The organism is Leptolyngbya sp. FACHB-261, assembly GCF_014696065.1.
Lineage (GTDB): Bacteria > Cyanobacteriota > Cyanobacteriia > FACHB-261 > FACHB-261 > FACHB-261.
Map to the genome: position 1 here is coordinate 1 of NZ_JACJPL010000011.1, position 26,119 is coordinate 26,119.

The 26,119-nt window shown below is 50.8% G+C and carries 21 protein-coding genes; 12 read left to right on the top strand and 9 right to left on the bottom strand.

The genetic code is table 11. The features are described from left to right. Window positions 1–206: 206 nt before the first annotated feature. Window positions 207–737, bottom strand: coding sequence for a hypothetical protein (locus tag H6F94_RS04750; protein WP_190801091.1), 531 nt, complete (start codon window positions 735–737; stop codon window positions 207–209). A gap of 993 nt (window positions 738–1,730) precedes the next feature. Here H6F94_RS04750 and H6F94_RS04755 point away from each other — a divergent pair. Beyond that, the gene (locus H6F94_RS04755; RefSeq protein WP_190801092.1) at window positions 1,731–2,060 is read left to right on the top strand and encodes a hypothetical protein; all 330 of its coding nucleotides are present in this window, start codon (window positions 1,731–1,733) and stop codon (window positions 2,058–2,060) included. 33 nt (window positions 2,061–2,093) lie between these two features. Here H6F94_RS04755 and H6F94_RS04760 read toward each other — a convergent pair whose 3' ends face one another. Then, window positions 2,094–3,737, bottom strand: coding sequence for an MFS transporter (locus tag H6F94_RS04760; RefSeq protein ID WP_277877991.1), 1,644 nt, complete (start codon window positions 3,735–3,737; stop codon window positions 2,094–2,096). Window positions 3,738–4,082: 345 nt separating this feature from the next. Here H6F94_RS04760 and H6F94_RS04765 point away from each other — a divergent pair, with 345 nt between their 5' ends. The 4 genes from H6F94_RS04765 (at window position 4,083) to H6F94_RS04780 (ending at window position 7,764) form a co-directional block, all read left to right on the top strand. Beyond that, window positions 4,083–4,562: a peptidoglycan-binding domain-containing protein gene (locus tag H6F94_RS04765; protein ID WP_190801093.1), complete on the top strand. Its 480-nt coding sequence runs from the start codon at window positions 4,083–4,085 to the stop codon at window positions 4,560–4,562. A 441-nt stretch (window positions 4,563–5,003) separates the two neighbouring features. After that, a complete protein-coding gene (locus H6F94_RS04770) occupies window positions 5,004–5,717 on the top strand; it encodes an alternative oxidase (protein WP_199320217.1) in 714 nt (237 codons plus the stop codon). Window positions 5,718–6,061: 344 nt separating this feature from the next. Next, window positions 6,062–6,856 (top strand): SDR family NAD(P)-dependent oxidoreductase, encoded by a 795-nt coding sequence (locus tag H6F94_RS04775; RefSeq protein ID WP_190801094.1) that lies wholly within the window; start codon window positions 6,062–6,064, stop codon window positions 6,854–6,856. A 266-nt stretch (window positions 6,857–7,122) separates the two neighbouring features. Then, window positions 7,123–7,764 carry an SH3 domain-containing protein gene (locus H6F94_RS04780; protein WP_190801095.1) on the top strand — a complete coding sequence of 214 codons (642 nt, stop codon included), beginning with the start codon at window positions 7,123–7,125 and terminating at the stop codon, window positions 7,762–7,764. Between the two features lie 188 nt (window positions 7,765–7,952). Here H6F94_RS04780 and H6F94_RS04785 read toward each other — a convergent pair whose 3' ends face one another. The 3 genes from H6F94_RS04785 to H6F94_RS04795 all read right to left on the bottom strand — a co-directional run bounded on the left by H6F94_RS04785 (window position 7,953) and on the right by H6F94_RS04795 (window position 8,886). Continuing rightward, window positions 7,953–8,123 (bottom strand): hypothetical protein, encoded by a 171-nt coding sequence (locus tag H6F94_RS04785; RefSeq protein WP_190801096.1) that lies wholly within the window; start codon window positions 8,121–8,123, stop codon window positions 7,953–7,955. 105 nt (window positions 8,124–8,228) lie between these two features. Continuing rightward, complete coding sequence (locus H6F94_RS04790; RefSeq protein WP_190801097.1) at window positions 8,229–8,558, bottom strand: hypothetical protein; 330 nt, start codon at window positions 8,556–8,558, stop codon at window positions 8,229–8,231. 106 nt (window positions 8,559–8,664) lie between these two features. Then, window positions 8,665–8,886 (bottom strand): hypothetical protein, encoded by a 222-nt coding sequence (locus H6F94_RS04795; protein ID WP_190801098.1) that lies wholly within the window; start codon window positions 8,884–8,886, stop codon window positions 8,665–8,667. A 415-nt stretch (window positions 8,887–9,301) separates the two neighbouring features. On the opposite strand from H6F94_RS04795, the gene H6F94_RS04800 reads away from it, so the two are divergent. The 4 genes from H6F94_RS04800 to H6F94_RS04815 all read left to right on the top strand — a co-directional run bounded on the left by H6F94_RS04800 (window position 9,302) and on the right by H6F94_RS04815 (window position 19,013). Next, entirely contained in the window at window positions 9,302–12,979 is a 3,678-nt protein-coding gene (locus H6F94_RS04800; RefSeq protein ID WP_190801099.1) for a WD40 domain-containing protein, read from the top strand. 260 nt (window positions 12,980–13,239) lie between these two features. Then, window positions 13,240–13,965, top strand: coding sequence for a DUF928 domain-containing protein (locus tag H6F94_RS04805; RefSeq protein WP_190801100.1), 726 nt, complete (start codon window positions 13,240–13,242; stop codon window positions 13,963–13,965). 346 nt (window positions 13,966–14,311) lie between these two features. Further along, window positions 14,312–16,105, top strand: a complete 1,794-nt coding sequence (locus H6F94_RS04810) for a ShlB/FhaC/HecB family hemolysin secretion/activation protein (protein WP_190801101.1) — start codon at window positions 14,312–14,314, stop codon at window positions 16,103–16,105. 640 nt (window positions 16,106–16,745) lie between these two features. Then, window positions 16,746–19,013 carry a CHASE2 domain-containing protein gene (locus H6F94_RS04815; RefSeq protein WP_190801102.1) on the top strand — a complete coding sequence of 756 codons (2,268 nt, stop codon included), beginning with the start codon at window positions 16,746–16,748 and terminating at the stop codon, window positions 19,011–19,013. Window positions 19,014–19,062: 49 nt separating this feature from the next. Here H6F94_RS04815 and H6F94_RS04820 read toward each other — a convergent pair whose 3' ends face one another. Then, window positions 19,063–20,211 (bottom strand): transaldolase family protein, encoded by a 1,149-nt coding sequence (locus H6F94_RS04820; RefSeq protein WP_190801103.1) that lies wholly within the window; start codon window positions 20,209–20,211, stop codon window positions 19,063–19,065. Between the two features lie 665 nt (window positions 20,212–20,876). On the opposite strand from H6F94_RS04820, the gene H6F94_RS04825 reads away from it, so the two are divergent. Beyond that, a complete protein-coding gene (locus tag H6F94_RS04825) occupies window positions 20,877–21,542 on the top strand; it encodes a cation diffusion facilitator family transporter (RefSeq protein ID WP_190801104.1) in 666 nt (221 codons plus the stop codon). Window positions 21,543–21,570: 28 nt separating this feature from the next. Here the strand turns inward: H6F94_RS04825 and H6F94_RS04830 are convergent, their stop codons facing one another. Continuing rightward, window positions 21,571–21,897, bottom strand: a complete 327-nt coding sequence (locus H6F94_RS04830) for a hypothetical protein (protein ID WP_190801105.1) — start codon at window positions 21,895–21,897, stop codon at window positions 21,571–21,573. A gap of 392 nt (window positions 21,898–22,289) precedes the next feature. On the opposite strand from H6F94_RS04830, the gene H6F94_RS04835 reads away from it, so the two are divergent. Then, window positions 22,290–23,456, top strand: a complete 1,167-nt coding sequence (locus H6F94_RS04835; RefSeq protein ID WP_190801106.1) for a type I restriction endonuclease — start codon at window positions 22,290–22,292, stop codon at window positions 23,454–23,456. A gap of 253 nt (window positions 23,457–23,709) precedes the next feature. Here the strand turns inward: H6F94_RS04835 and H6F94_RS04840 are convergent, their stop codons facing one another. Then, entirely contained in the window at window positions 23,710–24,078 is a 369-nt protein-coding gene (locus H6F94_RS04840; RefSeq protein ID WP_190801107.1) for a hypothetical protein, read from the bottom strand. A 154-nt stretch (window positions 24,079–24,232) separates the two neighbouring features. Continuing rightward, complete coding sequence (locus H6F94_RS32830) at window positions 24,233–24,358, bottom strand: hypothetical protein (RefSeq protein ID WP_277877992.1); 126 nt, start codon at window positions 24,356–24,358, stop codon at window positions 24,233–24,235. A 439-nt stretch (window positions 24,359–24,797) separates the two neighbouring features. Between H6F94_RS32830 and H6F94_RS04845 the strand changes: the two genes are divergently transcribed. Next, a complete protein-coding gene (locus H6F94_RS04845; protein ID WP_190801108.1) occupies window positions 24,798–26,117 on the top strand; it encodes an ATP-binding protein in 1,320 nt (439 codons plus the stop codon). The last annotated feature ends 2 nt before the right edge of the window (window positions 26,118–26,119 follow it).

Genomic DNA, 26,119 nt, shown 5'->3' on the forward strand with positions numbered 1-26,119 from the left:
TAACGGCTTCGATCGCTTTGGTGCGTAGGTCATAACTGTAAGGCGCAGGCATGGGTGTATCTCAATGCTTCTCTCTCTAGAATAGCGTCCTAACGTGCGTGCGTAGGGCTATATCTAATGTCGCTCCCCCTAAAGATAGAACCGAATGCTTGAGTCGGTAGATTTGGCCATTACTAGCAGTGGAGCCTAAATACGGACAGCTCTATCTAAACTTCACTTTGAGACTGTTCGAAGCTCAGGAAAATCGCTGCTGCTCGCTGATAGATCGCTTCTATATCGGCTATGGCTTGCAGGTCAGCAAGTTGCGCTTGATGCTTTTTTAAATCCGATTTTAGTAACTTTATTCGTTTAAATCCCTCGGCAATATAACTCTCTAGAGCCTGCTTTTGAATATCGTTTTGTGCCTCAGCGAGTTCAGCTTGCTTTAAGCTCAAGTAGTCTTGTACCGCTTCTAATTGCTTAGAATGTTCCGTTAAAGAGTGTTTGAGGGACTGAATCAGCTTTGTCCGCTTTTGTCGCAGGCAAGACTCCAGCAATTCCATCGCTATACTGTTAAACTCACTTTGAGTAGATTGCAGTGACTTAAGGTAGGCTGCCCTCTGTGCTGTCCCTGAGGCTGTTGAACGACCGATAGAAACTAGAGGCTTCTGACGCCTCGACGTCTGCTTTGTCCTTAATTCCTTGATCATCTCCTCAATAGCCTGAATTTCCCTCGTCACCAGGTTAATATCTTCCATTACTTCCTAGCACTAAGCTCAGTTAGTAGTGTTGATAACTGAATCAGCTAAAGGGTTACCCCCAGCTTCCCCCAGTTTTAGCACTGGTTAGAGTTAAGAGAAGAGCCTTTTTGTATTTATGTGTGAGGGAAAACCCAGTATCAGATACGCGAATATTCAGCGCTTGATTTAGGCTCAGCTTACAACAACGTGCTCTGGCCTGTGGAAGCTAAGTTTTAGGATACCAGACTTCCGCCTGTCTAACTCTATCGCCACTGCTGATAATCATCCAGCTTCACATCAATCGGAGCTTGGCAATTTAAGAGCTGTTTCTGATTTTTTCTCAGATAGAACTCTAATAACTGCGCCCGTTTGAAGCCCTCTGCTAGGTACCGTTCTAAAATCTTTCTCCGAGTTAGAACAGGCTCCTCAGCTAGCTCAACTTGCTTCAGTTTTAGGTAGTCTTTCAACGCTTTTATCTGCTCTGAGTGCTTGACCAACGAGTATTTAAGAGCTCGAGTTAGCTTCGTCTGTTTTTGCTGTAGACAAGACTCGAGAGACTCTATTGCTGAGCGTGTAGCTTCGCGCTGAGCAAATTGGTTTAAAGCATTAAAGAAGCTATCTTCTGAGGCTTCATCAGGTTCTGCTACTTCGGCCTCGGGTGACCAGGATTCTTGAACGATAACTTGTTGCTTTGTCTTCAGTTCCTTAATTCTCTCTTGAATGGCTTGAATTTCATTTTTCAGCAGGTCTATCTCTTCCACCAGTATCCCTGAGTACTAGCCAGCAGCTTCCGCTTAATTGCGTCAGAATCACCGTAAGCTTCGAGTTTTCGGCTTTCAAGCGCCAATTGGCGTATTGTTTTGTTACAGTATTAGGTGATGAATAATACAGTAGCAGACACGGAAATCACCGTAGTCCCTACGCTTCAAAAACCAGCTGTCAACAATGGTAGGCTCAGAGGTAAGCATAAATTTTGACTACTGCCCTACTGATTTCCACTGAGTGCTGTTGATGACCTTAAAGCTCCGAAAACGTTTCTTCGCCTATCCAGTACCCCCCTTACTGGCTGTACCGGGCTCAGCTTTGAAATTAGTAAACGGAACGAGCAAACAAGCTTTTGCTAATCTATTGCCATCAGCAGAAGCCAAGATGAATTCAGTAACCGTTTACTCCTACAGTGATAAGGGTCAATGGTTGCCAATTGTCAATGGCACTTTGAAACTAGGTATTGAGCTAAGCAATAGAACTCGACTATCAGGAGCAGAAGTTTTTGTTTTCCCTGCTGGTCTTAATCCTAATAAAGCTCAGCCTTGGTTGTCGCTAGCTAAACCCTCAAAGTAGAGAAGTCCTGTTTTCTTAGTTTCTTTAAACTACTCACGACTGCAAGTCCTGCTTAGGATGAGCATAGATCAGATGAAGCACGATAGGACTCTCCTTCCCGATATGGAACGCACGAGCCTGCTCCTCTGCTAATCGATCGGCAACTGTGACTCGTTCGTGCTGACGTAGGTGTTCTGCCCAAGACTTCACGACAAAAGTTTCGACGTGACGGCTGGGATTGGCAGGATCGCGATATAGTCCCCAGCGAATTGCCCCGTCTCGGCGGCGTGAAAGCCCGACTTGTTGCATCGCTTGCACAAACTCTTGGGAGTGCTCCGGCTCAATCTGATACTCAACTGTGATCAACACAGGGCCATCCTCTGGCGCTAGCTCCATTACGGTAGTTGGCTCAGACCAGTGCAAAGATGGGCTCAGATCCAGGTCTTGGTTGGCATTCAAGTGCCAACGGGTGGTCGCCAAGCCTCCGACCACTAATCCCACTGCTGCATACATTAAGGCTGTAGGGCTGCCGGTTCGCTCGGCGACGATGCCCCACAGAGCACTGCCCAGGGCAAGCCCACCCTGAAACACCAGTCCGTAAACTGCCAGAGCTCGCGCTTGCACCCAGGCTGGCACTACCGTTTGGACACTAACGGTCAAGCTCGACAGTAGTACTGGCCAGGCTAGGCCACCAACAGTCAACGCTAGATAGAGCCAAGGCAAACTGCGGATATAGGCCAGTGCCAAGGTTGCCAGAGCAAAGACCAGGGTCATGGCGATTGCAAGGCGATCCATCGACAGCCAGCGCTGAAACGTTGGCAGCAGAACTCCGCCCACGACCGCGCCTACGCCCAGACACCCTAACAAAACGCCGTACCCCAGAGCTTCCAGCCCCAGCTCTTGGCGGGCAATCAGCGGCAGTAATGCCCACAGCGCACTACCACAAGCAATGAATGCGCCCACATGTACCAGCACTGCCTGAAGACTAGGGGCATAGTGGGTGTAGCGCAGCCCAGCCTCAATGGCTTCGCCAATGTGCTCAGGGGGTAACAGGCTGTGAGTGCGAGGGCGACGCCAAGTGTAGAGCACCACCATCACCCCTACAAAAGAAAGGGCATTCAGCAAAAACACAGCTCCTGGACCAGCTGCTGCTACCACCAAACCGCCTATGGCTGGTCCCACAGCCCGTGACAGGCTGAAGCCTATGCTGTTTAGCGCAATTGCCTGCGACAACTGGGACCGACCTACAAGTTCGGGAGTGATCGCTTGCCAGGCCGGACCCGTCATCGCTGCTCCCAATCCCAAGAGGAAAGTGAGCCCCAGCAGCAGCCAGGGATTGGCAATGCCCAGAAGAGTACAAATACTTAAGGCCATAGCTGCCGCTAGCATTAACCCCTGAGTCAGCAGGAGCAAGCGACGACGATCGACAATGTCAGCTAGGGCTCCAGCTGGCAGCCCCACTAGAAATACTGGCAAAGTAGTGGCAGTCTGCATGAGAGACACCAAGAGTGACGATGAGGTTAAGGAAGTCATTAGCCACACGCCACCCACGTTCTGCATCCAGGTGCCCAGATAGGAGGCTAAAGAAGCGAGCGATCCATAGGGCACGGAACAAAGGCTCGCGGAGGGGAGCCCACATGGACGCGCTTGAGGGTGACTTTGCTTTGGGACTGGCAACCATTCGCTAAACAGCTCCATCTTTATTAGTGCGAAGTTTTCTCTATTTGTAAGGCAATGAGTTCGACTAAATTCAACTTGAAATCGTGGCCTGATTGACTGGACTTAGAAGTCACTGCTGTTGGGACCCAGCAAACCCACCAGTTGTATGAACGGCTCGCTATCGCCGTTTTGGTCGCAGCCTGTCCAATTGGGCTGCTCCTTAACTTATCGCTCGCTGGGTTTATCTTGCCTGTTCGCAACTGGAATCAGGCTAGATACTTGGCTTGTTAACTGGTTGCCTTGGGAATGCAACACCTGCGCTTAGACTTGATGGCGATCAAATCAATCTCAGATCAAATTTATTCTTTTAAAGGAGCGTATCTGATGGTCAATACCGCCAGAATAATCAGCGATCCAATCCTTCAAATTGGTTCTGCGGGGCCAAAAGTTAGGGAATTGCAAGCGCTCTTGAACTATGAATTAGGTGAGCGGCAGCAAATTGTGGCGGATGGGATTTTCGGCCTCAGCACTGAAGGTGCCCTCAGAGTTGTCCAGTATCGCTACCTTCTTGCTCAAGACGGCGTTGCGGGTTTGCAGACCTGGCATGTGCTGCGGACCCGTTCCCTGGTTCAGAAGCCTCGCTTAGCCCGAGGCAGTCAGGGCAATCTGGTGGTGAGAGTGCAGCAAGTCTTGAAGGGTGGCGGCTTTTATAGCGGCGTCATTGATGGTGAATTTGGCCTGCGCACCGAAAATGCGGTAGAAGATTTTCAAGAAAGACGCCGTTTGAAGTCTGTGGATGGCGTGGTTGGTCATGAGACCTGGCAAGCTCTGGTTGAGTTAGCCCGAATTTTGACGAGCAAATAATGGGGGATGAGCATGTTTTCTGCTAACCCTGAAACTGTTACAGGCAGCTGTTATAGGCAACCGTTACAACTACACCTAGGAACACCTTAGTTCCAGCTAACTTGCCGCTTACTGTAACACCTGAAGAAGGGCAGTAACTAGCAGTCAAAAGTCGCGTGTAATCATCAAGCTCACACAGCCTGATGAGGAGAAATGCAAACTATGGCAGGAAACTTACTGCAGCAATGCCATGATGCTGATTGGAGTCATTTCGGTGGTTGTAACCTATCTCAATATGTTGCTGGAAAGTAGTAGTGTTGCTGGAAGGTAGTAAATAAATGCCCAGTTGCCCAGAAGGTATGACATTAGCTTTATATCCCTGATTCGTAACCCGTATTAGCCCCTATTTATCAGTCTTTATTCATCAGCATCTTTTTATTCTTGATCTCACGAGGTTTCCCGATGAAAGCTGTGATTCGATTCGTCGTCGGTGTTCTGGTATTTGTCACTGATGTCTTGTATCAGAAGCGCCCCTACCAGCGTTTCTATGTTCTGGAAACTATCGCCCGTGTTCCTTACTTTGCCTATCTATCTGTTCTCCATCTTTACGAAACTCTGGGTTACTGGCGCAAAGCAGATTTGTTGAAAATTCACTTTGCTGAAACCTGGAACGAATTGCATCACTTGCTGATTATGGAATCACTAGGTGGGAGCCGTTATTGGGTTGACCGCTTTTTGGCGCAACACTTGGCGGTAGCATACTACTGGTTGGTTGTACCAATCTACATACTTTTACCTCGATACGCCTACTACATGATGGAGCTGATTGAGGAGCACGCCTATCATACTTATGAGGCTCACCTCGAAGCACATGGAGAGGAACTGAGAACTCAACCGGCTCCTCAAATTGCAATTGACTATTATCGAGATGGGGATCTCTACATGTTTGAGGAAGTTCAAACCGAGCACCGGGCTGAATTTCGTCGTCCCAAAGTAGACAATCTCTACGATGTGTTTGTCAACATTCGGGATGATGAAGGCGAACATGTGAAGACGATGATTGCTTGTCAGGAGCCAGAAGCGCGGCTTACTTTCACAAGTCCACATACTGTTGTTGCTGTGGAGATTGTCAACTCAGAGCTTGGCTTGGAGAAGCTTCTTGAGGCCAGTTCCTGACAGCCTGAATATTGCCCCCTCTGAAACTGCTGTGCTCTACACCCTCTAGCCTCTTTTCCTAAAGGATCAGCGATGGGGATGGGGCTCAGCGTTTTCAGATTGTGCTCTCAATTGGGCTCAATGTGCTCCTGTCATCAGCTATCGTTTAGATTGTCACTCTTACCTGCGCTTAATCCAGTAGGTGCTATATCTTGGTCTTGGTCCAGCGCCTGATGCGGTAATCGACAGGGCCTCATCAAAGCAAGCTCCCTATTTTAGGCCCAATAGCATAATGAGCATGGTTTGGGCGTTGGGCTACTGTTGATGCAAATTGTGTAAATAGTTTTTGTAGGCAGGTATTAAAAATGGATCTCAAGCTCACCAACAAAACCGCTTTAGTCAGTGGCTCCACTGCTGGGATTGGTTTGGCAATCGCTGCAGCCCTAGCACAAGAAGGAGCCTCAGTTTTCGTCAATGGCAGGACAAAGGAACGGGTTGCAGCTGCAGTAGAGCAAATCAAAAGCGTTAACGCCAACAGCAATGTTCAGGGGGTAGCGGCAGACCTCTCAACTCAATCTGGTGCTGAAGAACTGTTCCAGCAAGTGCCAGAAGTTGATATTCTCATTAACAACTTAGGCATTTACGAGGCCAAGCCGTTTGCAGAAATCTCTGACGAAGACTGGAACAAAATTATCGAAATCAACTTTCTAAGCGGGGTGCGTCTGTCCCGGCGTTATCTCCCTCGTATGCTGGAGAAAAACTGGGGGCGGATCATCTTCATCTCCAGTGAATCAGGAGTAAATATTCCTTCTGAGATGATCCACTATGGGGTCACCAAAACAGCCCAAGTAGCACTGTCTCGTGGCCTGGCAGAGTTAACGGTAGGCAGCAATGTTACGGTCAATTCAGTCTTACCAGGCCCTACCAAATCTGAGGGGGTTGCCAGCTTTGTGCAGGATTTAGCGACGTCTCAAGGAGTGGATCAATCCCAAGTTGAGAAAGAATTTTTCCAAACTACTAGGCCCTCTTCCTTAATCCAACGCTTTGCTTCCCCCGAGGAAGTAGCTGCATTGGTCGCTTTTATTGCCAGCCCCTTGTCCTCAGCTACGAACGGGGCAGCTCTGCGCGCCGAGGGGGGTGTTGTTCGCTCAGCCCTTTAATCAAGCTTATTGAGGGCTGACTGCTAATCTTGCCCTGCCTGATGGTATGTTGGCTCATCCAACTATGACTGGAAGAGTCAAATGCCCTATTTTTTGATGTCCCCTATTTTTTGATATCTAAGTGATGGGTGGATAATGTATAAAATATCATCACTGCCTCTAAAAAACCCTTAATCGCCTGAGTATAAAAATCAAAAATGAGTTTTAAGCAAACTTCCAGGAACGAGCAAAAGGAAACAAAGAAAAGGTTGCTTTGCTGGTCTGCTTTGACTTCGTCGGTTTCGTTATTAGCTGTCCTAGCAGTTGGCCTGCTTGCCAATCCTTCTACTGCTCAAACTAGATCTAGATCCGCTGTCCGTCCCAGAGTTGCCACTGTGCAGCGCATGGTGAATGGCGACCTCATGTGTTACGTCACGCTAGTCGATGACAGTGGGCAGACGTATCAAAGTGTAGGGGCAACGTTTGAACTCTGCGCTAATCAAAGCGCTTATTTAAACAAACGGGTCAATCTGACCTACGGGACAGTTTCAGTTAATGATTGCCAAAGTACTGAGCCCTGTGGTAGAAGCCGACGGCAAACGCTGATTACCCAAATGCAAATCATCAACAACGCCAATAGCTGCTCACGAGGAACTTCAGCCGGTTATTTGCCACCGCGCTTACAGGTTGGCCAGAGTGGGAGTTCTGTTCATGTTGGCAATCTCAATCTTCGGCAACAACCAGGTGTCCAAGGCCGAGTTGTGGGCGTTTTAGCGCCTGGTAATACCTTTAGGGTTTTAGAAGGGCCTGCCTGTGCAGGTAACTATGTCTGGTGGAAAGTTAATACGGGACGAACTCAAGGTTGGGTTGCTGAGGGCGAACCAGCTTCAGCAGTCTATTGGCTAGTTCCTGATCCCATCAGCAACTAGTCTGTCGGTAGCCTATTCTAATGCCAAGCCAGGCTTCTATCTTGCTTTAGATGATAGTGTGTCAAATTTCCCTGGTCTCCTTAGTCGAGAGGCCAGGACTCAAGAGACCAGGGAAAACCCCTCAACGAAACCTTGAGGGGTTGGTGGAGGCGTTCTTGGGCAAGTGGGTAGGTTGGCTGAACAAACCCTTACAGGCCAACTACGCCACGATAGTAAGCGAAAGCCAGTAGGAGAAGGACAATCACACCTAGAGAAACGCTGGCTAGATATTGAAATGAGGCACTTGCGGCACTCGGCTTGCTGTGCTGCTGAGGCGCGGATTCAACTGAGTTGGAATTGGTTGTTTCTTCAGTTTGCATGGTTGTTATAAGTGATCTCAATTACCCCTCAGTCTACTGAAGTAGCTCGGCTCTACATCTAACTTTGGAGTTATCAATAGAGTAGAAAAAACTCCACCATCAGGGTCAGACTGAGCGTAATAGACCACTGGTTATGACTAATTTGTGCAGGCTAGAGGTCAGGCTTGGTTTAGAGAGTGGGCTGCGGGATGAGTGGGTGTAGCGTTTCTCAATCCAGGCAACGATTTCGGCCTCTGAACCAGAGGAACCTTGAAAGCCCGTTGCTGGATCCGAGACAGACCAGTAAGTCTGCTGAAACTGATTCAACTGCTGTTGAATGTGCAGCTCAGAAGAGCTGCTATTCAGTACCTCTTTAGCCAAGCGCAGCAGCCTTCGAGCCATCAACCAGATCGGCCAAACACTCTCGCTTGGCGGGGCACCTGTTTCTGGATGCATGGTGTCCTCCTTGAATCTAATGAATCAAGAAACCTGGCTCAGGGAACTCCGTCTGAGCCTAGAATCTAGTTTGCTAACAGGCTTTGTTAAACCCATTAAGCAGTGATCAGACCTTAAAGGCTCTGCTGGCAAAGCAGCCTTGTTCAATAAGAATTCTTTGTTGCATTTCAGCAATTCTAGATAATAAATCCGCATGCAGATTCTGTAAGACTTCAATCTCTTCTTCGGTTTCTTCTAAATTGATCAAAAGCGTAGCAAGAGCCCTTTGATTACCTTGGAACTGTGAAGGGCGATTTTGCAGCCAATGCTGGTAATTAGTGTGGTACATGGTCTGTCTCGAATAAAGTGCTTACACTTGTTCCCCTCTGAAGTTGTTGAGTGACCTCAACAAGCTTCTGTTGGAATCCACCAAAGCTATCTACTGTATGTCTTTTGTATCTTGGAGTTCACGCTTTCTCTTCGACACTAGGACTGCTTGCCGACCCGCCTGCCATTAGCTGAGCCAGCTGTTGCATAACTGTCTCTAGCATTCCACCTCAGCTGATGTTGGGAAAGGCAAGAAAGGCCAGTGAGGTAGCAACTTAATCCTGAGCTTAATCCTGCTCAGGTTGTTTCTAAATGTGAGGATGGACACGTTTACGGTCCCAGTTTTTATTTTAGATTGTAAGATTAGGAGCAGCCAAGGTCCAATTTAGCCTTTCCACCTCAATTGGCTCCCAACATGTCAATTTGCTGGTGTTCTTATGACCTTCAAGCCTCTGTCTAAGCCTAAGCGCAGTCGTGGTGTCATCCTCACTTCTCAGGGGTGGCACAAGTTGCAGCAGGCTAAACAAGAAGCTGAGGCGGAGCACAACTGGAGCCAGCACTTCACGCTTGAGCAACTGGGGGAGCGCACAGGACTCTCGCTACACACTGTCTCCCGTATCCTCAAGCGCGAGGAAGGGGTTGATAAGCAATCACTGGAGTATTTTCTACGGGCCTTTGGCCTGGAGCTGGATAAGGGTGACTGTGCCCGTCCTGTCCCACCCTTTGAAGAACTGGCCGCTCGACAAAGTAACCCCCAGCAAGACTGGGCAGAGGCAGCGGATGTGTCTGTCTTCTATGGCCGAAGCGAAGAACTAATCCAGCTGCGTCAATGGATTTTGGAGGAACACTGCCGCTTGCTAGCCCTGCTTGGCATTGGCGGCATTGGCAAAAGCAGCCTGGTTGTGAAACTGGCCCTGCAAATTCAGCCAGAGTTCGAGGCAGTGGTTTGGCGCTCGTTGCAGAACGCCCCTCCCCTAGAAGAGCTCTTGGGAAGCGTGCTGCAATTTCTGATGCGGGTGCAGGGAGAGGACACCCTCCTACCCGAAACCTTAGATGGCAGGGTGACCAAGCTGATGGATTGCCTGCGTTCCTCTCGCTGTTTGCTGATTCTGGATAACGCCGAAACGATTCTGGGCAGTGGCAGGCAAGCAGGGCAATGGCAAGAGGGTTATGAGGGCTACGGGCAACTGCTGAAGCGAGTGGGTGAGGTGCCTCACCAAAGTTGTGTGCTGCTGACCAGCCGAGAAAAGCCCCGCGAGATCGCCCTGCTTGAAGGCGAGCGGTTACCAGTGCGGTCGTTGCAATTAGCTGGCCTCAAGCCCGCTGATGGACGAGAGCTGTTCCGGAACAAGGGGCAATTTACCGGTTCAGAGGCCGAGTGGAACAAGCTGATTGAGCACTATGGCGGCAACCCACTAGCGCTGAAGCTGGTGGCCGCCGCAACCCACGAACTCTTTGACGGCAGAATTGCGGGGCTACTGGAGTACGCAGAGCAAGGCGTCTTGGTGGTTGAGGATATCCGGGACCTGCTGGAGCGGCAGTTTAACCGCTTGTCAGAAGTGGAGCAGGAGGTGATGTACTGGTTCGCTATAAATCGGGAGCCTATCTCTGTCGCAGAACTCAGCGAGGATGTGGTCAGCGCAACCTCAAGACGAGAACTGCTCGGTGCCGTGAACTCGCTGCTAAGGCGCTCCCTAATTGAGCAGAGTGCGGCCCGATTCAATCTTCAACCCGTGGTGATGGAATATGTCACCGAGCGGCTAGTCAAGTCGATTTGCCATGAGATTACAACCCAGAATCTAGAGCTTTTACGGACTCACGCTCTGATTAAAGCCCAGGCCAAAGACTATGTGCGCGAGATGCAAGGGCGATTGATCGTTGAGCCTGTGATGGAGTGCCTGCTTATGGCCTTGGGCAGCCACCGAGGAATTGAGGGACGGCTGAAGGAATTGCTAGTGCAGCAGCGGGAGCAGGCTCCTCTACAACCTGGCTACGTTGGGGGTAACGTTCTCAATCTGCTAGTGGCGTTGGGCACAGACTTGAGGGGCTATGACTTCTCAAACCTCACAGTTTGGCAAGCCTCGTTGCAGGGCGTCAATTTGCCTCAAGTCAATTTCGCGCATGCGGATCTAGGCAAATCTATTTTTAAAGGGACTCTCGGTGCTGTTTTTGGGATTGCCTTCAGCCCAGACGGCGAACTGTTAGCAACGGGAGATGCTGAGGGTGGCGTCCGGGTCTGGCAAGTAGCAACGGGCAAGCCACTGTCAACCTTTGGCGAACACACAGGTTGGGTGTGGTCTGTAGCCTTTAGCCCCGATGGGCGGCTACTGGCTAGTTGTGGCGAAGACCAAACCGTGAGGCTTTGGGACGTCAGCAGTGGTCAATGTCTGCAAACCCTGCATGGGCACCAGAGTTCAGTGTGGTCTGTAGCCTTTAGCCCCGATGGTCGGACGCTAGCTAGTGGCAGCGACGAATGCTCGGTGAGCCTGTGGCAAGTCAGCAGTGGCCGTTGTCTGCGTACCCTCCAAGGCCATACAGGTCGGGTGCTCTCAGTTGCCTTCAGCCCCGATGGCCAGACGCTGGCTAGCGGCAGTGATGAGCCCTCAGTGAAGCTCTGGGAGGTCAGTAGTGGCCGTTGTCTCAACACTCTGGAAGGACATACTGACCGAATTTGGTCAGTCACATTCAGTCCAGATGGCTCGACCTTAGCTAGTGGCAGTGCCGACGACACGATCCGCTTATGGGAAGTCACAACAGGGCAATGCCTGGGCACTCTGGAGGGGCATACTGATCGGGTACGCTCTGTTGCCTTCCACGCCGAGGGACATATCCTCGCCAGTTCCAGTGATGACCAGGCGATTAAGCTCTGGGAGGTCAGCACGGGGGAATGTTTCAGCACCCTGCGTGGGCACACCGATCCTGTCTTTTCAGTGGCTTTCAATGTCGATGGCAGCACCCTCGCCAGCGGCAGCAGTGACCAGACGGCAAGGCTCTGGGATTTCGACAGCGGTCGCTGTCTAAGAACGCTCCGAGGCTATACCAATTCTGTCTACTCGGTTGTGTTTCATCCCGAAGGCGACAGACTGGCTAGCGGCAGCACTGATCAGACGGTGCGGCTCTGGGAAGTTGGCACCGGGCAGTGCCTAAAAACCCTGGAGGGACACAACGGCTGGGTGCTATGCGTCGCTTTTCATCCAGAGGGACATCTACTAGCCAGCAGCAGCGCCGACCAAACGATTCGCCTGTGGGACGTGAGCAGTGGGCGCTGCCTCCACACTCTGGACGGGCACTCAGGTTGGATCCAGTCGGTCCGCTTCAGCCCGGATGGGCACTTGCTCGTCAGTGGTGGCGACGATCAAACCCTACGTTTATGGGACGTGAGTAGTGGCGAGTGTCTCAGCATCTTGAGGGGGCACAGCAATTGGGTTTGGTCGGTTGCCTTCAGTCCCAACGACCAGCTATTAGCAAGCGGCAGTGAGGATCAAACGATTCGTCTGTGGGACGTGAGCAGTGGCCAATGCCTGAGCACTTTGCAGGGACATGCCAGTCGAGTTCAGGCCGTTCGTTTTAGCCCCGATGGTCGCACCCTAGCTAGTAGCAGTGGCGACCAGACGATTCGTCTGTGGGACGTGAGCAGTGGCCAATGCCTGCAAGTTTTTCATGGGCATGAAAATACAGTCTGGTCTATCGCCTTTGACTCAGAAGGCCGACAGCTGGCGAGCATCAGCTTGGACCAAACGATTCGCCTCTGGGAGGTCAGCAGTGGCCAGTGCCTCAGCGTGTTAGAGAGGCTGAACAATCCAGTCCGCTCGTCCATTGCTTTCCAACCTGCCAAGCTGCAAGTGTCTCGAAAGGGTGCAAAAGTAAAGGGCGAAGATTCTAGTTCTGGAACCAGAGACGGAGCCAGCAACAGATCTACAGAACCAATGCTTGGCAGCTTACTGGTTAGTGGCAGCCACAATGGAGCGCTCAAGCTTTGGAACTCTCAGACGGGGCAGTGCCTGAAAGTGCTCAATCCTGAGCGGCCCTACACTGGCATGAATATTACTGGTGTCACGGGTCTAACAGCACTGCAGAAGGCAGCCTTAAAGACTCTGGGGGCCGTGGAAAGTTAAATAGTTACTTGTCAAAATATTAGGACTTGGCGGGTCTCCAGGCGAACTCGATCGACAAGGCTGGGGCTCTCGACGTAGTCGAGAAATACCCAGAGACACTTAGGGTCAACAGGCTTGAGACCAAGAAGCTATGGCTAGCAAACTGAAACTGACCTAGCTGCTTAGCTGGTATAAACTGCGATTGCGCTACTTGCGTAGGGCAATGGGTGGGTCACAACCTGGATTAATTACCTTTTGCAAGAAATGATTAATAGAGAACAATGTTTAACACTCTTATCGCTTCTCTCAACTTAGTGCTGATGGCTAGTTCTCCCACCTTGTTACCTAGGGGGACGGAGCTAGCTTCAGAGAAACAGTCCTGGCAGGTGGCTCAAACTTACTATCCTCCCGACCGTGGTGCACCACCGAGCACATCGGGAGGCGCAACTCGTAGCTCCTGCGTGAGCGGCGATAAGCCTTTAACTGCCTTGGTTGCGGCTGATAGACCTGGCCTAACTACCTTGGCCCGTCCCAGCTTCTTCCTGTATGTGCCTTCCACCCAGGCTCAAACGGCAGAGTTCGTGCTGAAAGATGACAGTGGCGATGAAGTTTACCGGACCATACTTTCCCTGCCCAGCCAGCCTGGTGTCATGAGTTTCAGCTTGCCTGCCAACAGCCCAAGTTTAGAAGTTAACAAAGATTACCGGTGGTACTTCTCGCTGATTTGCCAACCCGAAAATCGGCTGGAGGATGTTTTTGTGAGTGCCTGGGTGCGACGGGTGGTGCCTAGTCCGGCTTGGTTGGGTGAACTGAGACAGGCTGCTCCCAAGGAACGCTCAGACCGCTATGCCCAGGCCGGTTTTTGGAGTGATGCGCTAGCCATCTTGGCGGAGCTGCGACGTACCAGCCCACAAGACTCAAGCTTGGCGGCAGCCTGGAATAGGCTTTTGCAGGCTGCCAACTTAGGAATCTTAACGGACGCGCCGCTCCTCTCAGGGCCGCGTTGATACCAAAGTTGGTACGAAAGCAGATTGAAGGATCAGCAAACCAAACTGTTATACCAACTCACTTTTTAAGCGCTATACATTGACCCCTCCCGACCTCCCCTTAGCAAGGGGAGGTGCCATAGGCGGTGGGGTTTGATTAGTAGCGCTCATTTAGAAAATTGGTATTAGGACTAGTAGGTGTGCCTAGCAGGGGCACTGAATTTGTCTTGAATACCTGACTTTAGCGAGCCTTTTGGCTCCTCAGTGCGGAGGAGGGGACCCAACCCGTGTTTAATTGGGTTTTACCTGCGCTGTTGCCACCCAAGCGTGGGCTCTAGTGGACTTCAGAGGAGGTTGATAACCTGTCATGCACTGCCCCCGTGCCTGCAGCCTAGCTCGGTCTTGGCTCTTGATTAGTGTCGGCGCTCTAGCTGGGTCTCTGCTGTCCGAACCCGCATACGCGCAACGTCCTCCTCAATTGGATCTGCCCCAACCTCAGGAACGTCCTCGTCAATTCAATCTGCCTCGACCTCAGGACGTTTTTCCGGCTCCGGCTCCGGCTTTGCCCGAGCCACCCCCGCCTGAACCCCTACCCCCACCTGCCGAACTACTGCCGCTCCAGCCTGGTGCACCGGAATTGTCTGAGCCACCTTCTGGTCCTGTGCCCGAGAGGATTGTGGTTCGTGAGATTCGCGTGGTTGGCAGTACCGTCTTCAGTGCTGAGCAGTTGGCTGCGATCACTGCTCCCTTTACCAATCGCCCCATTGCATTTTCGGAGTTGCTGCAAGCCCGCTCTGCAATCACCCAGTTTTACATTGACCAAGGCTACATCACCTCTGGCGCTTACATTCCGGCGGAGCAAATGATCCGCGATGGTGTGGTGACCATACAGGTGATTGAGGGCAGCGTTGAATCAATCACCGTCAGTGGTACGACCCGCCTGAACCCAAACTATGTCCGCAGCCGCCTGGCTCTCGCTGCTAAAGCTCCCCTCAACCGCAACCGCTTGCTTGAGGCCTTGCAGGTCTTGCAACTGGACCCCCTAATTGCCAACCTATCAGCGGAATTATCTGCCAGTACGCGCCCAGGCAACAACTTACTAGAAGTTCGGGTGAGCGAGGCCGACTCGTTCAATACTCAATTCGGGGTGGATAATGGCCGCTCACCGAGTGTGGGCACGCTCCGAGGCCGCGTTCAGTTTGATGAAGGCAATCTACTGGGCTTGGGGGACAGGATCAGTGCTGCTTACACGCTGACTGAAGGCAGCGATGCGGTGGATGTTAGCTACACGCTGCCCCTTAGCCCTCGCAACACAACTTTCAGCCTGCGCTACAGCCATGGCGACAACGATGTGATCGAGGAGCCTTTCAATGCGCTGGGGATAATTTCCCGTTTTGACGTCTACGAGTTCAGCCTGCGCCATCCAATTCTGCAGACTCCGACTGAGGAAGTTGCACTGGGCATCACAGCCTCGCGGCAGGAGACTGCCACTGAAGTTTCGCTGAATGACATTGGTCCCTTCCCGATCTCGCCGGGGGCCGACGAGAAGGGACGCACACGGGTTTCGGCCTTGCGCTTCTTTCAGGAGTGGACCCAGCGTAGTAGCCGGTATGTGTTGGCGTTTCGTTCGCAGTTTAGTCTTGGCTTGGATGTGCTGGATGCAACGATCCGGCCAGACCCGCCTGACAGCCGTTTCTTTTCCTGGCGTGGGCAGGGGCAGTGGGTGCGCCTGCTGGCACCAGATACGCTACTTTTACTGCGCGGCGACTTACAATTCGCAGGTCGGACGCTGGTGCCCTTGGAGCAGTTTGGCCTTGGGGGCCAGGACAGCGTGCGGGGCTATCGCCAAGATGAGTTGCTGACCGATAATGGCCTATTTGCTTCAGCGGAAGTGCGGTTGCCCGTGCTACGGGTACCAGAGATTGAAGGTCTTTTGCAGGTGGCGCCGTTTGTGGATGTGGGGACAGGTTGGAACCTCTCCGGTCAACCCAATCCAGAGCAGCAAACACTGGTCTCGGTCGGTCTAGGCCTGCGCTGGCAGATGGGCGATCGCCTGACCGCTCGCTTTGACTGGGGAATTCCTTTGATCTCAGTAGATTCGCCAAACCGAACGCTGCAAGAACAGGGGCTTTACTTCTCGCTCAACTGGAGTCCCTTCTAGCAAATGCTTCGGATGTTGGTTGCTTTATAGGATTTGTTTATGCCTATCTCTGAAAGCCTCAAACACTTCTTATGCATGCTTGTTCAATCAGCCCGAAGTGTTGGCCCAAAGTGAGCAAGCTTCGACACTTAGTGTCGAAGCTTGCTCAGAGCGCTGAATTCTTCGGCCTCTGTACAAGTCAGTAGACACCTGTACAGACTCAACCAGTTTAGCTTTGGCCTTCGTCAGCTCTGGTATTGGTATTGCGGGCACTCCCCAATAAACTTTCTTATTTAGAACTAAGAGGGTCTCCGCTTTTAGAAGGCAGCTTTAGAAGGCCGCAGCTGTTGAGGCGATGACATCCAGAAATCCGGCTCCTAACCAAGATTGTTGAGGCTGTGCTGTCTCCGCATCCTCAGGCATTGGCAGTGCCCTTGCAACCCTGCAGTTGGTGAATGATAATGATCAGTCAGCGGCAGCCCTGATGGCTGGTCCTATCAGATATTGGCCTAGCCAGACACGAAGGCTGAGGCCCGGTGCCGTGTTCTACTGGCATTGCTCCAAACCGCCAGTACAGCCAGCCCTATTATTGGGCTTATCGGGCGCTGTCTATTCTGCTGGGAAATTAGCTCTAAGATTCTAGAACTTCACGACAACGCCAATGTGGGCAAAGCTAAGACAGAAAGCCTGGCGATGGCGGGGAGTCTGGGTTGTGGCTCCCAGTATGGCAGGGCTGCTAATTGCGCTACGCCTAACCGGCTGGCTCCAGTTTTGGGAATTGGCTGCCTTCGACCAATTCTTCCGCTGGCGTCCTCCGGAACTGCCTGATCCTCAGATTGTGATTGTAGGAATCGATGAGGCTGACCTACAAAAAATCAGGCATTGGCCTGTTTCCGATGAGGTGCTAGCTCAGCTGCTGGAAAAACTGAAGCAACAAAAACCGAGTGTGATTGGTTTAGATCTCTACCGAGATTTGCCGGTTAATCCAGGGCATCAGAAGTTAGTAAAAGTGTTCGCCTCAACGCCAAATTTAATTGGCGTTGAGAAAGTTGTTGGCGGGACTCGTCGAGAAGTCACAGCAGTTGCAGCGCCGCGAGAGTTGGCAGAGCGCGGTCAAGTCAGCGCTGCCGATATGGTAGTTGATGCTGATGGCAAAGTGCGTCGGGGCTTGCTGTATCTGACTAAAAAAGATCAAACCATTGCCACTGGTTTGGGCCTGAGATTGGCCCAGATTTATCTAGAAACAAAAAATGTCAGGCCACGTCCAGCAGCGACAAATCCACAGCATTTACAGTTGGGTGAAGCTGTGTTTGTGCCCTTTGCTGCCGATGATGGCGGTTATGTTCGCACGAGTGCTGAAGGCTATCAAATTTTGCTCAATTTGCGCGGGCCGCGCCGGAGTTTTCGCACAGTCTCAATGAGCGATGTCCTGGAGGATCGAGTCCCACCCAATCTATTTCGAGGTCGCATCGTTTTAGTGGGCACGGTTGCAGAGAGCCTTAGGGATGTTGCGCAAACGTCTTATACCAGCCCCTTGACCGGTTCTCCTCGGATGATGGACGGTGTGGAGGTCCATGCCAATCTAGCCAGTCAGTTGGTCAATTCTGCCTTAGGCCAGCGACCCTTGATGAGAACTTGGCATGAGCCTTTGGAGTGGCTTTGGATTTTGGGCTGGTCGATTTTTGGCGCCGCTCTAAGTTGGCAATGGCGTTTAGCTAGAAACAGAAGCACATCCCTGCAACTAGCCAAAACAGCAGTTGGTATTTTGATTGCAGAGGGTAGTCTGTTGGGGGGTGGCTATTTAGCTTTTTTGCAGGGTTGGTGGTTGCCGGTGATACCGCCAGCAATTGCTTTGGTCGGCTCGGCAACCATTGCCATTGGCTTAATGGCAAGAACTGCTGCTGAAGTTCGCAAAACTTTTGGCCGCTATTTGTCAGACGAAGTCGTTGCTACCCTACTAGAAGCTCCTGAAGGCTGGAGCCTTGGTGGTGAACGCAAAAAGGTCACGATTCTGATGTCTGACTTGAGGGGCTTTTCCTCTCTGGCAGAACGCTTGCCGCCGGAGCAGGTCGTCGCCATGCTCAACATCTATTTGGAGAGCATGGTGGATGTGATCATGCATTACAACGGCATTATCGACGAGATCATTGGCGATGGAATTTTAGTCATTTTTGGTGCGCCGACCCAGCGTGAAGATGATGCTGCTAGAGCGGTTGCTTGTGCGGTTGCAATGCAATTAGCGATCGACAAAGTGAATACTCAGAATGAAAAATTGAAGCTGCCCAAAGTAGAAATGGGCATTGGCATCAATACTGGCGAAGTCGTGGTAGGTAATATCGGCTCGCAAAAGCGAGCTAAATATGCGGTCGTAGGCAGTTGTGTGAATCTCACAGCTCGCATTGAGGCCTATACGGTTGGCGGTCAAATTCTGCTCTCAGAATTTACCTTCCAAGAGATCGCGCCACTCTTAACCATCAATCAATCGATGCAGGTCGAACCTAAAGGCTCAACTGGGCCAATTACGGTCTATGACTTGGGTGGCATTGGTGGCAAATACAACCTTTTTCTGCCCTCCTTGACAGAGACGCTCTGCACCTTACCGCAGAAGTTTCCCATCCAATACACGGTTCTCGAAGAAAAACGGCTCTTAGGAGCTGTAGTCAACGCCTACGTAACTGAGTTGTCAATTCGAGGGGCCAAAATCAACTCGGCTCAGAGCATTCATACTTTGAGCGATCTCAAAATCAACTTGCTGCTTGGATTAGATGGTGAGGAAGTCGGCAATATCTACGCCAAAGTTATTTGTCAATCAACTGATGACAACGGTTTTTACGTTCGCTTTACGGCCATACCCCCACGAGAAGCAGCCGTTTTAAGCAATTTGATCGTGAACGGGTTGCCCAAAGGACCATCTTCCCCTGTTGCCTGAGCTCACGACTCGCTTCATGCTTGTTTGTCTCATGCTTTTTGTCTCATGCTTATTGAAGGCGGCGCAGTTGCCGCTTTTGCTCTACTGTTCTCAACAATTGCTCAAAGGCTGTAGTTGATTGCTGTATCCCCTGCAAGAGCAATTGATCAGCAATCGCCTCTAGCGAAAGCCCCAACTGCTCTACTTGCGCTAAAGTTTGTTGCGCAATTTCTAAATTGGTGTTTAGGCCAGCTTCGAATTGCTCACCGTTGCAACCTTCATGGATAGCAGCGGCAGATAGAGTAACTACTGTGCCTGAACCTAGGAGGGATTCCAGGTAAAACCACCGGCGAGCTTGATTGTTATCAAGGCCAATGTCAGCCCAAAGTAAACGCTGGGGTTGGCCACCCAAAGTAGCCAGATTCTGCCAACGGGCACTCTGATGCAGGGCCTGATAGCGCTGATAAATGACCTTAGCCTGAGCTGTTGCGACCTGACCCAACAGACTCGACAGCAGCTCCTGCTCTTGGGGCTCGCTAGCCTGATCGAGTCGAGTTCTCAGCAGGGTGTCAACGCTTTCATCTAGACGACCCACCGAGAAACTGACAACACTAGCGACCTTGCTAAGGTCACCGCCCTGCATGGCGAATAACTCCAATCCCCTTAGATAAGCCTGGGCAACCTGCTCATAGACCTGCGGCGAAAATAGCAGCGTCACATTAACATTCATGCCTTGGCCAACCAGTAACTCCAGAACTGAGAGCGTGGCTGGCGTGGCTGGAATTTTGAGCATTAAGTTAGACCAGCCTACGGTCTGCCACAATCGCTGGGCCTCACTGAGAGTCCTTTGGGCATCGAACATGCACTCAGGAGACAAATCCAGGTTGACGTAGCCATCGTAGCGATGGGTCTGATCGTGGACGACCTTGAGCAAATCAGCTGCCATTTGCGCATCTCGAATCACGATGTATTCGTAGAGCGCACGCACATCCAAGTCAGGATGGCGCTCCATGGCTCGAAAGTCCTGATCGTAATGAGGACTGTCAAGGCCTTGCTCTAAGCCGGTGAAGTTTAGAAGTAGCCCTTGCAGATCGTGCTGGGCAACAAGCTGCGGCAACCGGCCCCTGATAATCGAGCCGCGTTCAAACCCGTCGAGCCAAACCGACTGTCCGTGACGGCGGAGATGGCTTAGAAGGCACATGGGTTCAGTAGAAAGCATTAGAAGAGACCAGGCAACTTGGGCCTTGGTGATTGAGGGAGATGATAGAGGCAATTGCAGCGAAAGTCGGCTAACAGATAGCGGCTAAGCCAATAGAATCGGCTCAGGCCCGCAGTCCAGTACATAGGCCAGCCCATAGCCCAGCCCAGCAATGGATGTTTAGGCATCACCACAGTGCTCCTCTTAAGTCAAACCAGACGTTATGCATTACTCGTAGGCAGATGATGCCGGTTGTGTATTAGAACTGATAGTTCTTGAGGTAAGCCTCAGGTTTTAAAGTCTTTAATGAAGGGTTAAAAAAAAGGATTTGCGCAAACCCACGCCAACAATTACTTTTAGTTTTCCATCCCAAACTGGTCTTGAACAGGCAACATCAACCCAAACCATTGCAACTTAAGCGTTGCTGTGTACTCGCCAGAAAGGTTTTAGAAATCTAGGCTCAGCGTTTCCAGGTTCACTTACGAAGGCAGGCCAGAGGTTGGTTCAGTTCTGCAAAAAGGGTTGAACACTAGCTCATTCATGGCTAGGTGTGGAGTATTCAGCGACAGAAACAGCTTGCGCAATCTGTGCTAAGTTCGCTACGGCAGGACTGGGGAGAGTCGCTACTCTCGCTTGAGGCTCAAGCCAAATCCTGGCTACTTATTGGACTCGGCTGCAAAATCTGTATGACTTCCTGCTCCTCCGGTTGCCACCACGATCACGCTTCTCTGTCTAAACCTCGTCCTCAGCTCTGGCTCACTCTGTTGCTGGTTGCCGGGTTTAGCCTGACTGAACTGGTGGGAGGCTGGTTTGCTCACAGTCTGTCGCTGATGGCGGATGCTGGGCATCTAGCGACGGATGCGCTGTCCGTTGGCACAGTGATGTTGGTGTTGTGGTTGCATAGGAGCAGTCAGCATCACAGTTCAGGCTCTCTTCTGCTAGAGAACCGCATTGCGCTGCTGAGTGGAGTGGTCTTGCTGGGACTATCTCTGGCTATTGGTTTAGGCGCGTTGGCGAAACTGACAGGCTACTTGCCTGCTGAGCCTATTGCCAGTTTGCCGACGTTGGTGCTGGCTGGCTTGGGTCTGCTGGTGTGTCTGCTGAATCTGGTGCTGTTGCATCCCCACAGCCATGACAGTTTGGGCTTGCGCAGTGTGTTTCTGCATATTCTGATGGACGCTCTGACTTCATTGGGGGTCTTGGTGGCAGCAGTGCTGGTTTGGACGTTGGATTGGCAGTGGGCGGACAGCGTGATGGGCCTGATGATTGGTGCCCTGATGTTGCCCACTGCCTGTTCGTTGGTTTGGCAGAGTTGGCGAACCCTGAAGCCCTACGCGATGGTTGAGTCTTAGGAGCTTTTTACGCGATCTCCGATGCTAGTTAAACATTTGGCTTGCCAACTTGCTGCCGCAAAGCTGCCTGAATGAGGCCAGCCGAAAGGTTATAGAGAAACTGTGGAGGACGGCCTATTGCGGTTGGCACCTCTAGCTTTTCTAAACGTTGGCTGGCTTCGAGATTGAGCATCATTTGGCGGATGGTGAGTTCTTCTAGGCCGGAGTCTCGCACCAGTAGAGACATGGGAATGTTGGCGCGACGGCTACGCGACTCGGTGTAGTTGGCAATCACTAACAAGATCATTTTGGGCGGCGCAGGCAAACAAACCTCACGGGAAATGTAATCCCAGAGGGCAAGGCGAATTTTGCTCATGGTTTGGCTAATTTTTGGGATGGGATTTAGGGGGACGATAGTGAATCGTCCCCGTCCTTCGAGCAAAGCCCCCCGTGCCGTTGTAGCGAGACCTGGAGCTAAAATAACTCAGCTTCCAGACTGGCTGGTTCAGTTTGGGAGTTAGTCACCTGGAAGGCCATACGACTTCCAGGTGGCGTTATATCACCGAATTGGGATGAAGATACCGCACCTGCCCGTGCAGGTCAAGATGTCTCACATAAAACTTTCTCCTTTGAGTGTTATGTCAAGCTTTCGGTGCAAACCTATACGTTTTTACACATCAGCGTTACCCATCCACTTGTTGACCCACCTGTCGAATTAGTAATCATGTGGGTACTCTTGTGTTTGGCCAGTTATGCACGGAGAGCAATATGGGATTCACCGAGGACGTTGCAAAGCTTTCTGAACAAGTCCACAAGCGTTCAGAACAAGTTGTTGGTGAAGAGAGTACCAAGATGGCACTCATCATCCCTTTTCTAAGTACTTTAGGCTACGACGTGTATGATCCTACGGAGGTTATGCCTGAATATATTGCAGATTTTGCTGTTAAAAAAGCAGGGCAATTTGAAAAGGTAGATTACGCCTTGTCTATTAGTGGCACTGTCGTCATGTTAGTGGAAGCCAAAGCCCGTGGGCAAAAGGCTGAGGCGCATGATGGACAACTAAGCCGCTATTTTAACGGTCTTCCTGCAACAAAGGTTGCTATCGTCACCAATGGTGTTGAATATCGTTTCTTCACCGACTTGCGTGACAAAAATATTATGGATAAAGAGCCGTTCTTTGGTTTTAATATACTGAACTACAGCTCAAAAGATATTGAAAGCTTAAAGCTTTTTCACCACGACAACTTTGACGCTGAGACTATCGGCAGGCAAGCTGAGGAGATGGTTTATGTCGAGAGCATGACAGAACTTGTGGGGAATCAGCTGCGCTCTCCCTCGGAATCATTTATGCGTTTTCTTCTTGGCGAGCTTGGTATTGAAGGTCGAATTACTACTAAAGTTCTCGGAAAATTCGAGCCTATCATCAAAAAGTCAATCCAAAGTAGCCTGGTAGCAATGATGACTCGCTCGATTAGCCAGGAGATAGCTCACCCTGTCGAGTTAGACAAGCCTGCTCATCATGCAATGCTAGAAGAGATAGCAGAAGAGGAAATAGAGCCAACATCGGATGGCCCGCAAGTAGAGACAACGGCAGAGGAACTTGAAGCCTTTGAGAAGGTTAAAGCAGTTGCTCTAACTTCTAAGGCGTATAACCTAGAAGTTAAACATAAGGATGTTGTTTCTTACTTTGGTGTCAATGTCGGAAAATCTAGCTGGTGGTTCTTGAGATTTTATCTGTCACCTAAGAAAAAGAGCTTTATTACTCGCTTGTCTTTAGATGAAGTCAAATCTTTAGCTCCAGATGCTGAAGTCCAAGAAGTGTCAGCTTCACTAGGCGACGCAGTATCCAAGGTAATAATCTCCTCTATCGACGATTTAGATGTGCTTGCGCCACTAATTCTTAAATGCTACGAGACAGAAGCCTCCAGACACTAGTTTTTATGGAAGGAGTATAACTAGAGCAATACAACGGCTCATCATTTAGCCATCGTCCTTCTGTGATCTGATGAAGACCAGCGCCTCCTTGTGAGCTTGTCTAAATTCATCGGTGTCATACAGTTCTAAACTCATGGCAACGCTGGCGGAGAGGCTGGCAAAAACGTAAGGAAAGTCCTAGAGGCAAGAAAAAGGGGAAAAGGTCGAGTAACTCTGCATTCCCCTTTTCTCAGTTCAACAGCTTGTGCTTTACTTAAGCACTGACCGCTTTTGAACGAATAGGGCGCTTGCGGTCAGACTTCTTCTTCAAACCCACGGCTTGGGCCTGATCGCTATCTGAACCGAACTGTCCCCGCACCACTTCTTTCATGGCTAACACAGCATTATGGAAGTTCCATTCAGCTAGACGAGCAGCATCCGCAGATGCTCGATACATCGCCTGCTTTTCGGTTTCCGCTTGCTGTTGGGTAATCATTGCCTGATAAGCTGCCTGCAATGCTTCTGCCGTTGCCTCAGCTCGGGTCGTTGTATATATTGGGATAGCACCAAGACCGTTAAGTGCATCAATGTCTAGGCTGATAAGCTGAGGAGACAGACGACGGTTGGTATTTTGTGGAAACATGATGAATGCTTGAGAATTAGACGACTCTGTTAAAGTGCCCCCAATCAGTGAGAACAACACATGTCTGCTCCCAGTTTTATTAGAACAGTCTAGGCAGTGGTCTTCTACTCAATCATTGATGCCAGGTGCTACTAGATAGGAGAACGTTCCACTGTTAATGGATCAAGCTGCACTCCGTAATTACCGCAATCATATCATTAGCAGATGAGCTGGCATTGACAATGATCGCCCCTGCATTGTCAATGTGTCGAGCTGCATTCAGTAGTTTCCGCAGTGACATTGCGAATGCACAGGGCTACAGAATTAATGTGTGTGTAAGAATAGTGTTGCATCCAGCCATTGAGTCTGGTGTATTCAACGCTCAGGCCTCAAGCTGGTAGGACTGTTTTTAAGCTTGGGTAGGTTAGAGAAATGGTGGAGATACCAGTGGATGTATGGATGCCAACTTAGTGATTTGTTATTTAAATAAACTGGTTTAAATAGATGGAGAGGATTGCGATGGAGGGGTTGTAGCTTCCTAGATAAGCATTGAAGCCTGTACGCTAGTTCTTGAATCTGGTTCGTGAGAATCAAAATCAGACATAGTGACGGAACTTACCCTGAGTTCCATCTTGATCAGAACGACCAACGCAAGACAGGGACGTTTGTCTGCAAATCAGAGTTGATGGCGTAGGATGGCAGGCAGGCATGCCGATCCCAGACGCTAACATAGGCTAGACATGGAGATTAACCTGCAAAGATTTTTTGATGCCTGCGATCCTAGCCGGACCCTAGCAGTCGGTAAATCAGAGGACCGACAGTACTACATTGACTTTGCCTCAGTGCGGGGCGGCAAGATAATTGATGCGCTGAAGCGAACCATCACCCGCCTATCGCCGGACCGTCCAACCTGCCAGCTTTTCACTGGGCATATCGGCTGTGGTAAGTCTACTGAGTTGCGTCGATTGGAAGCAGAGTTGAAGGACCAAGGATTCTATGTGGTCTACTTTGAGTCCACACAGGATCTGGATATGGCCGATGTAGATGTGACTGACATCTTATTAGCGATTGCTCGTCAGGTCGCATCAAACTTAGAGACCGTTGGTATCCGGCTCAAGCCAAGATACTTCGTGAATCTGTTCAACGAGATTGCCGACTTTTTGCAAACCCCTGTTGATTTTAAGTGGGAGGGAGAGTTCTCTTTGCCGTTCGGGCTCGGCAAACTTACTGCTGAGACGAAAGATAGCCCACAATTGCGCAGTCGTCTACGACAATTGTTGGAACCCCGCACCAACGGTATTTTGGACGCCATCAACAAAGAGCTGCTGGGCGTGGCAACTTTGGAGCTGAAGGAGCGAGGCCACACGGGGTTAGTGGTCATTATCGACAACCTAGACCGGGTGGATCCTCGACCCAAACATTCAGGGCGCTTGCAGCCAGAGTATCTGTTTGTAGACCGGGGGGAACAGTTGCGAAAGCTGAACTGCCATGTGGTTTATACAATTCCATTAGCTCTGATTTTCTCAAATGAAGCACAGATGCTGACGAATCGGTTGGGAGGTGGTGTAGCTCCTAAAGTTTTGCCAATGGTGCCGGTACAGGAACGTAGTGGCAAAACTGTTGAGGAGGGCATGAGGCTACTGCATCAGATGGTTTTAGCTAGAGCTTTTCCAGAGGCAACTTCAGCTCAGCGGCTGGGGGAAATCCACCAGATTTTTCATGAAGCCGCAACGCTAGATCGCCTCTGCTGTGTAAGTGGGGGTCATGTGCGTACGCTAATGGGGTTGCTATACCGGTGTTTACAAGAGGAAGATCCACCGCTATCCCGTAGCTGTCTAGAGCGAGTAGTCCGTGAACATCGAGATGCGTTAGCAATGGCGATCACAGAATCGGAGTGGGAGATGCTGAAGCGCGTGGTGCAGCAGCAGACAGTCAGCGGGGAGCAAGGACACGAGATTTTGCTGCGCAGTCTGTTTGTATTTGAGTATCCGGGAGAGGAGGGACGCTGGTTTGGTGTCAACCCGGCATTAGCAGAGACGGACAAGTACCGAGCTTGGTAGAT

Excerpts from the sequence above, each read along its gene's own strand:
- H6F94_RS04815 (WP_190801102.1), top strand. The coding sequence starts at position 16,746 with ATGTGGGCAAAGCTAAGACAGAAAGCCTGGCGATGGCGGGGAGTCTGG.
- H6F94_RS04755 (WP_190801092.1), top strand. The coding sequence starts at position 1,731 with ATGACCTTAAAGCTCCGAAAACGTTTCTTCGCCTATCCAGTACCCCCC.
- H6F94_RS04805 (WP_190801100.1), top strand. The coding sequence starts at position 13,240 with ATGTTTAACACTCTTATCGCTTCTCTCAACTTAGTGCTGATGGCTAGT.
- H6F94_RS04760 (WP_277877991.1), bottom strand. The coding sequence starts at position 3,737 with ATGGAGCTGTTTAGCGAATGGTTGCCAGTCCCAAAGCAAAGTCACCCT.
- H6F94_RS04785 (WP_190801096.1), bottom strand. The coding sequence starts at position 8,123 with ATGCAAACTGAAGAAACAACCAATTCCAACTCAGTTGAATCCGCGCCT.
- H6F94_RS04750 (WP_190801091.1), bottom strand. The coding sequence starts at position 737 with ATGGAAGATATTAACCTGGTGACGAGGGAAATTCAGGCTATTGAGGAG.
- H6F94_RS04825 (WP_190801104.1), top strand. The coding sequence starts at position 20,877 with ATGACTTCCTGCTCCTCCGGTTGCCACCACGATCACGCTTCTCTGTCT.
- H6F94_RS04835 (WP_190801106.1), top strand. The coding sequence starts at position 22,290 with ATGGGATTCACCGAGGACGTTGCAAAGCTTTCTGAACAAGTCCACAAG.
- H6F94_RS04770 (WP_199320217.1), top strand. The coding sequence starts at position 5,004 with ATGAAAGCTGTGATTCGATTCGTCGTCGGTGTTCTGGTATTTGTCACT.
- H6F94_RS04830 (WP_190801105.1), bottom strand. The coding sequence starts at position 21,897 with ATGAGCAAAATTCGCCTTGCCCTCTGGGATTACATTTCCCGTGAGGTT.
- H6F94_RS04765 (WP_190801093.1), top strand. The coding sequence starts at position 4,083 with ATGGTCAATACCGCCAGAATAATCAGCGATCCAATCCTTCAAATTGGT.
- H6F94_RS04820 (WP_190801103.1), bottom strand. The coding sequence starts at position 20,211 with ATGCTTTCTACTGAACCCATGTGCCTTCTAAGCCATCTCCGCCGTCAC.
- H6F94_RS04800 (WP_190801099.1), top strand. The coding sequence starts at position 9,302 with ATGACCTTCAAGCCTCTGTCTAAGCCTAAGCGCAGTCGTGGTGTCATC.
- H6F94_RS04790 (WP_190801097.1), bottom strand. The coding sequence starts at position 8,558 with ATGCATCCAGAAACAGGTGCCCCGCCAAGCGAGAGTGTTTGGCCGATC.
- H6F94_RS32830 (WP_277877992.1), bottom strand. The coding sequence starts at position 24,358 with ATGTCACTGCGGAAACTACTGAATGCAGCTCGACACATTGACAATGCA.
- H6F94_RS04845 (WP_190801108.1), top strand. The coding sequence starts at position 24,798 with ATGGAGATTAACCTGCAAAGATTTTTTGATGCCTGCGATCCTAGCCGG.
- H6F94_RS04840 (WP_190801107.1), bottom strand. The coding sequence starts at position 24,078 with ATGTTTCCACAAAATACCAACCGTCGTCTGTCTCCTCAGCTTATCAGC.
- H6F94_RS04810 (WP_190801101.1), top strand. The coding sequence starts at position 14,312 with ATGCACTGCCCCCGTGCCTGCAGCCTAGCTCGGTCTTGGCTCTTGATT.
- H6F94_RS04795 (WP_190801098.1), bottom strand. The coding sequence starts at position 8,886 with ATGTACCACACTAATTACCAGCATTGGCTGCAAAATCGCCCTTCACAG.
- H6F94_RS04775 (WP_190801094.1), top strand. The coding sequence starts at position 6,062 with ATGGATCTCAAGCTCACCAACAAAACCGCTTTAGTCAGTGGCTCCACT.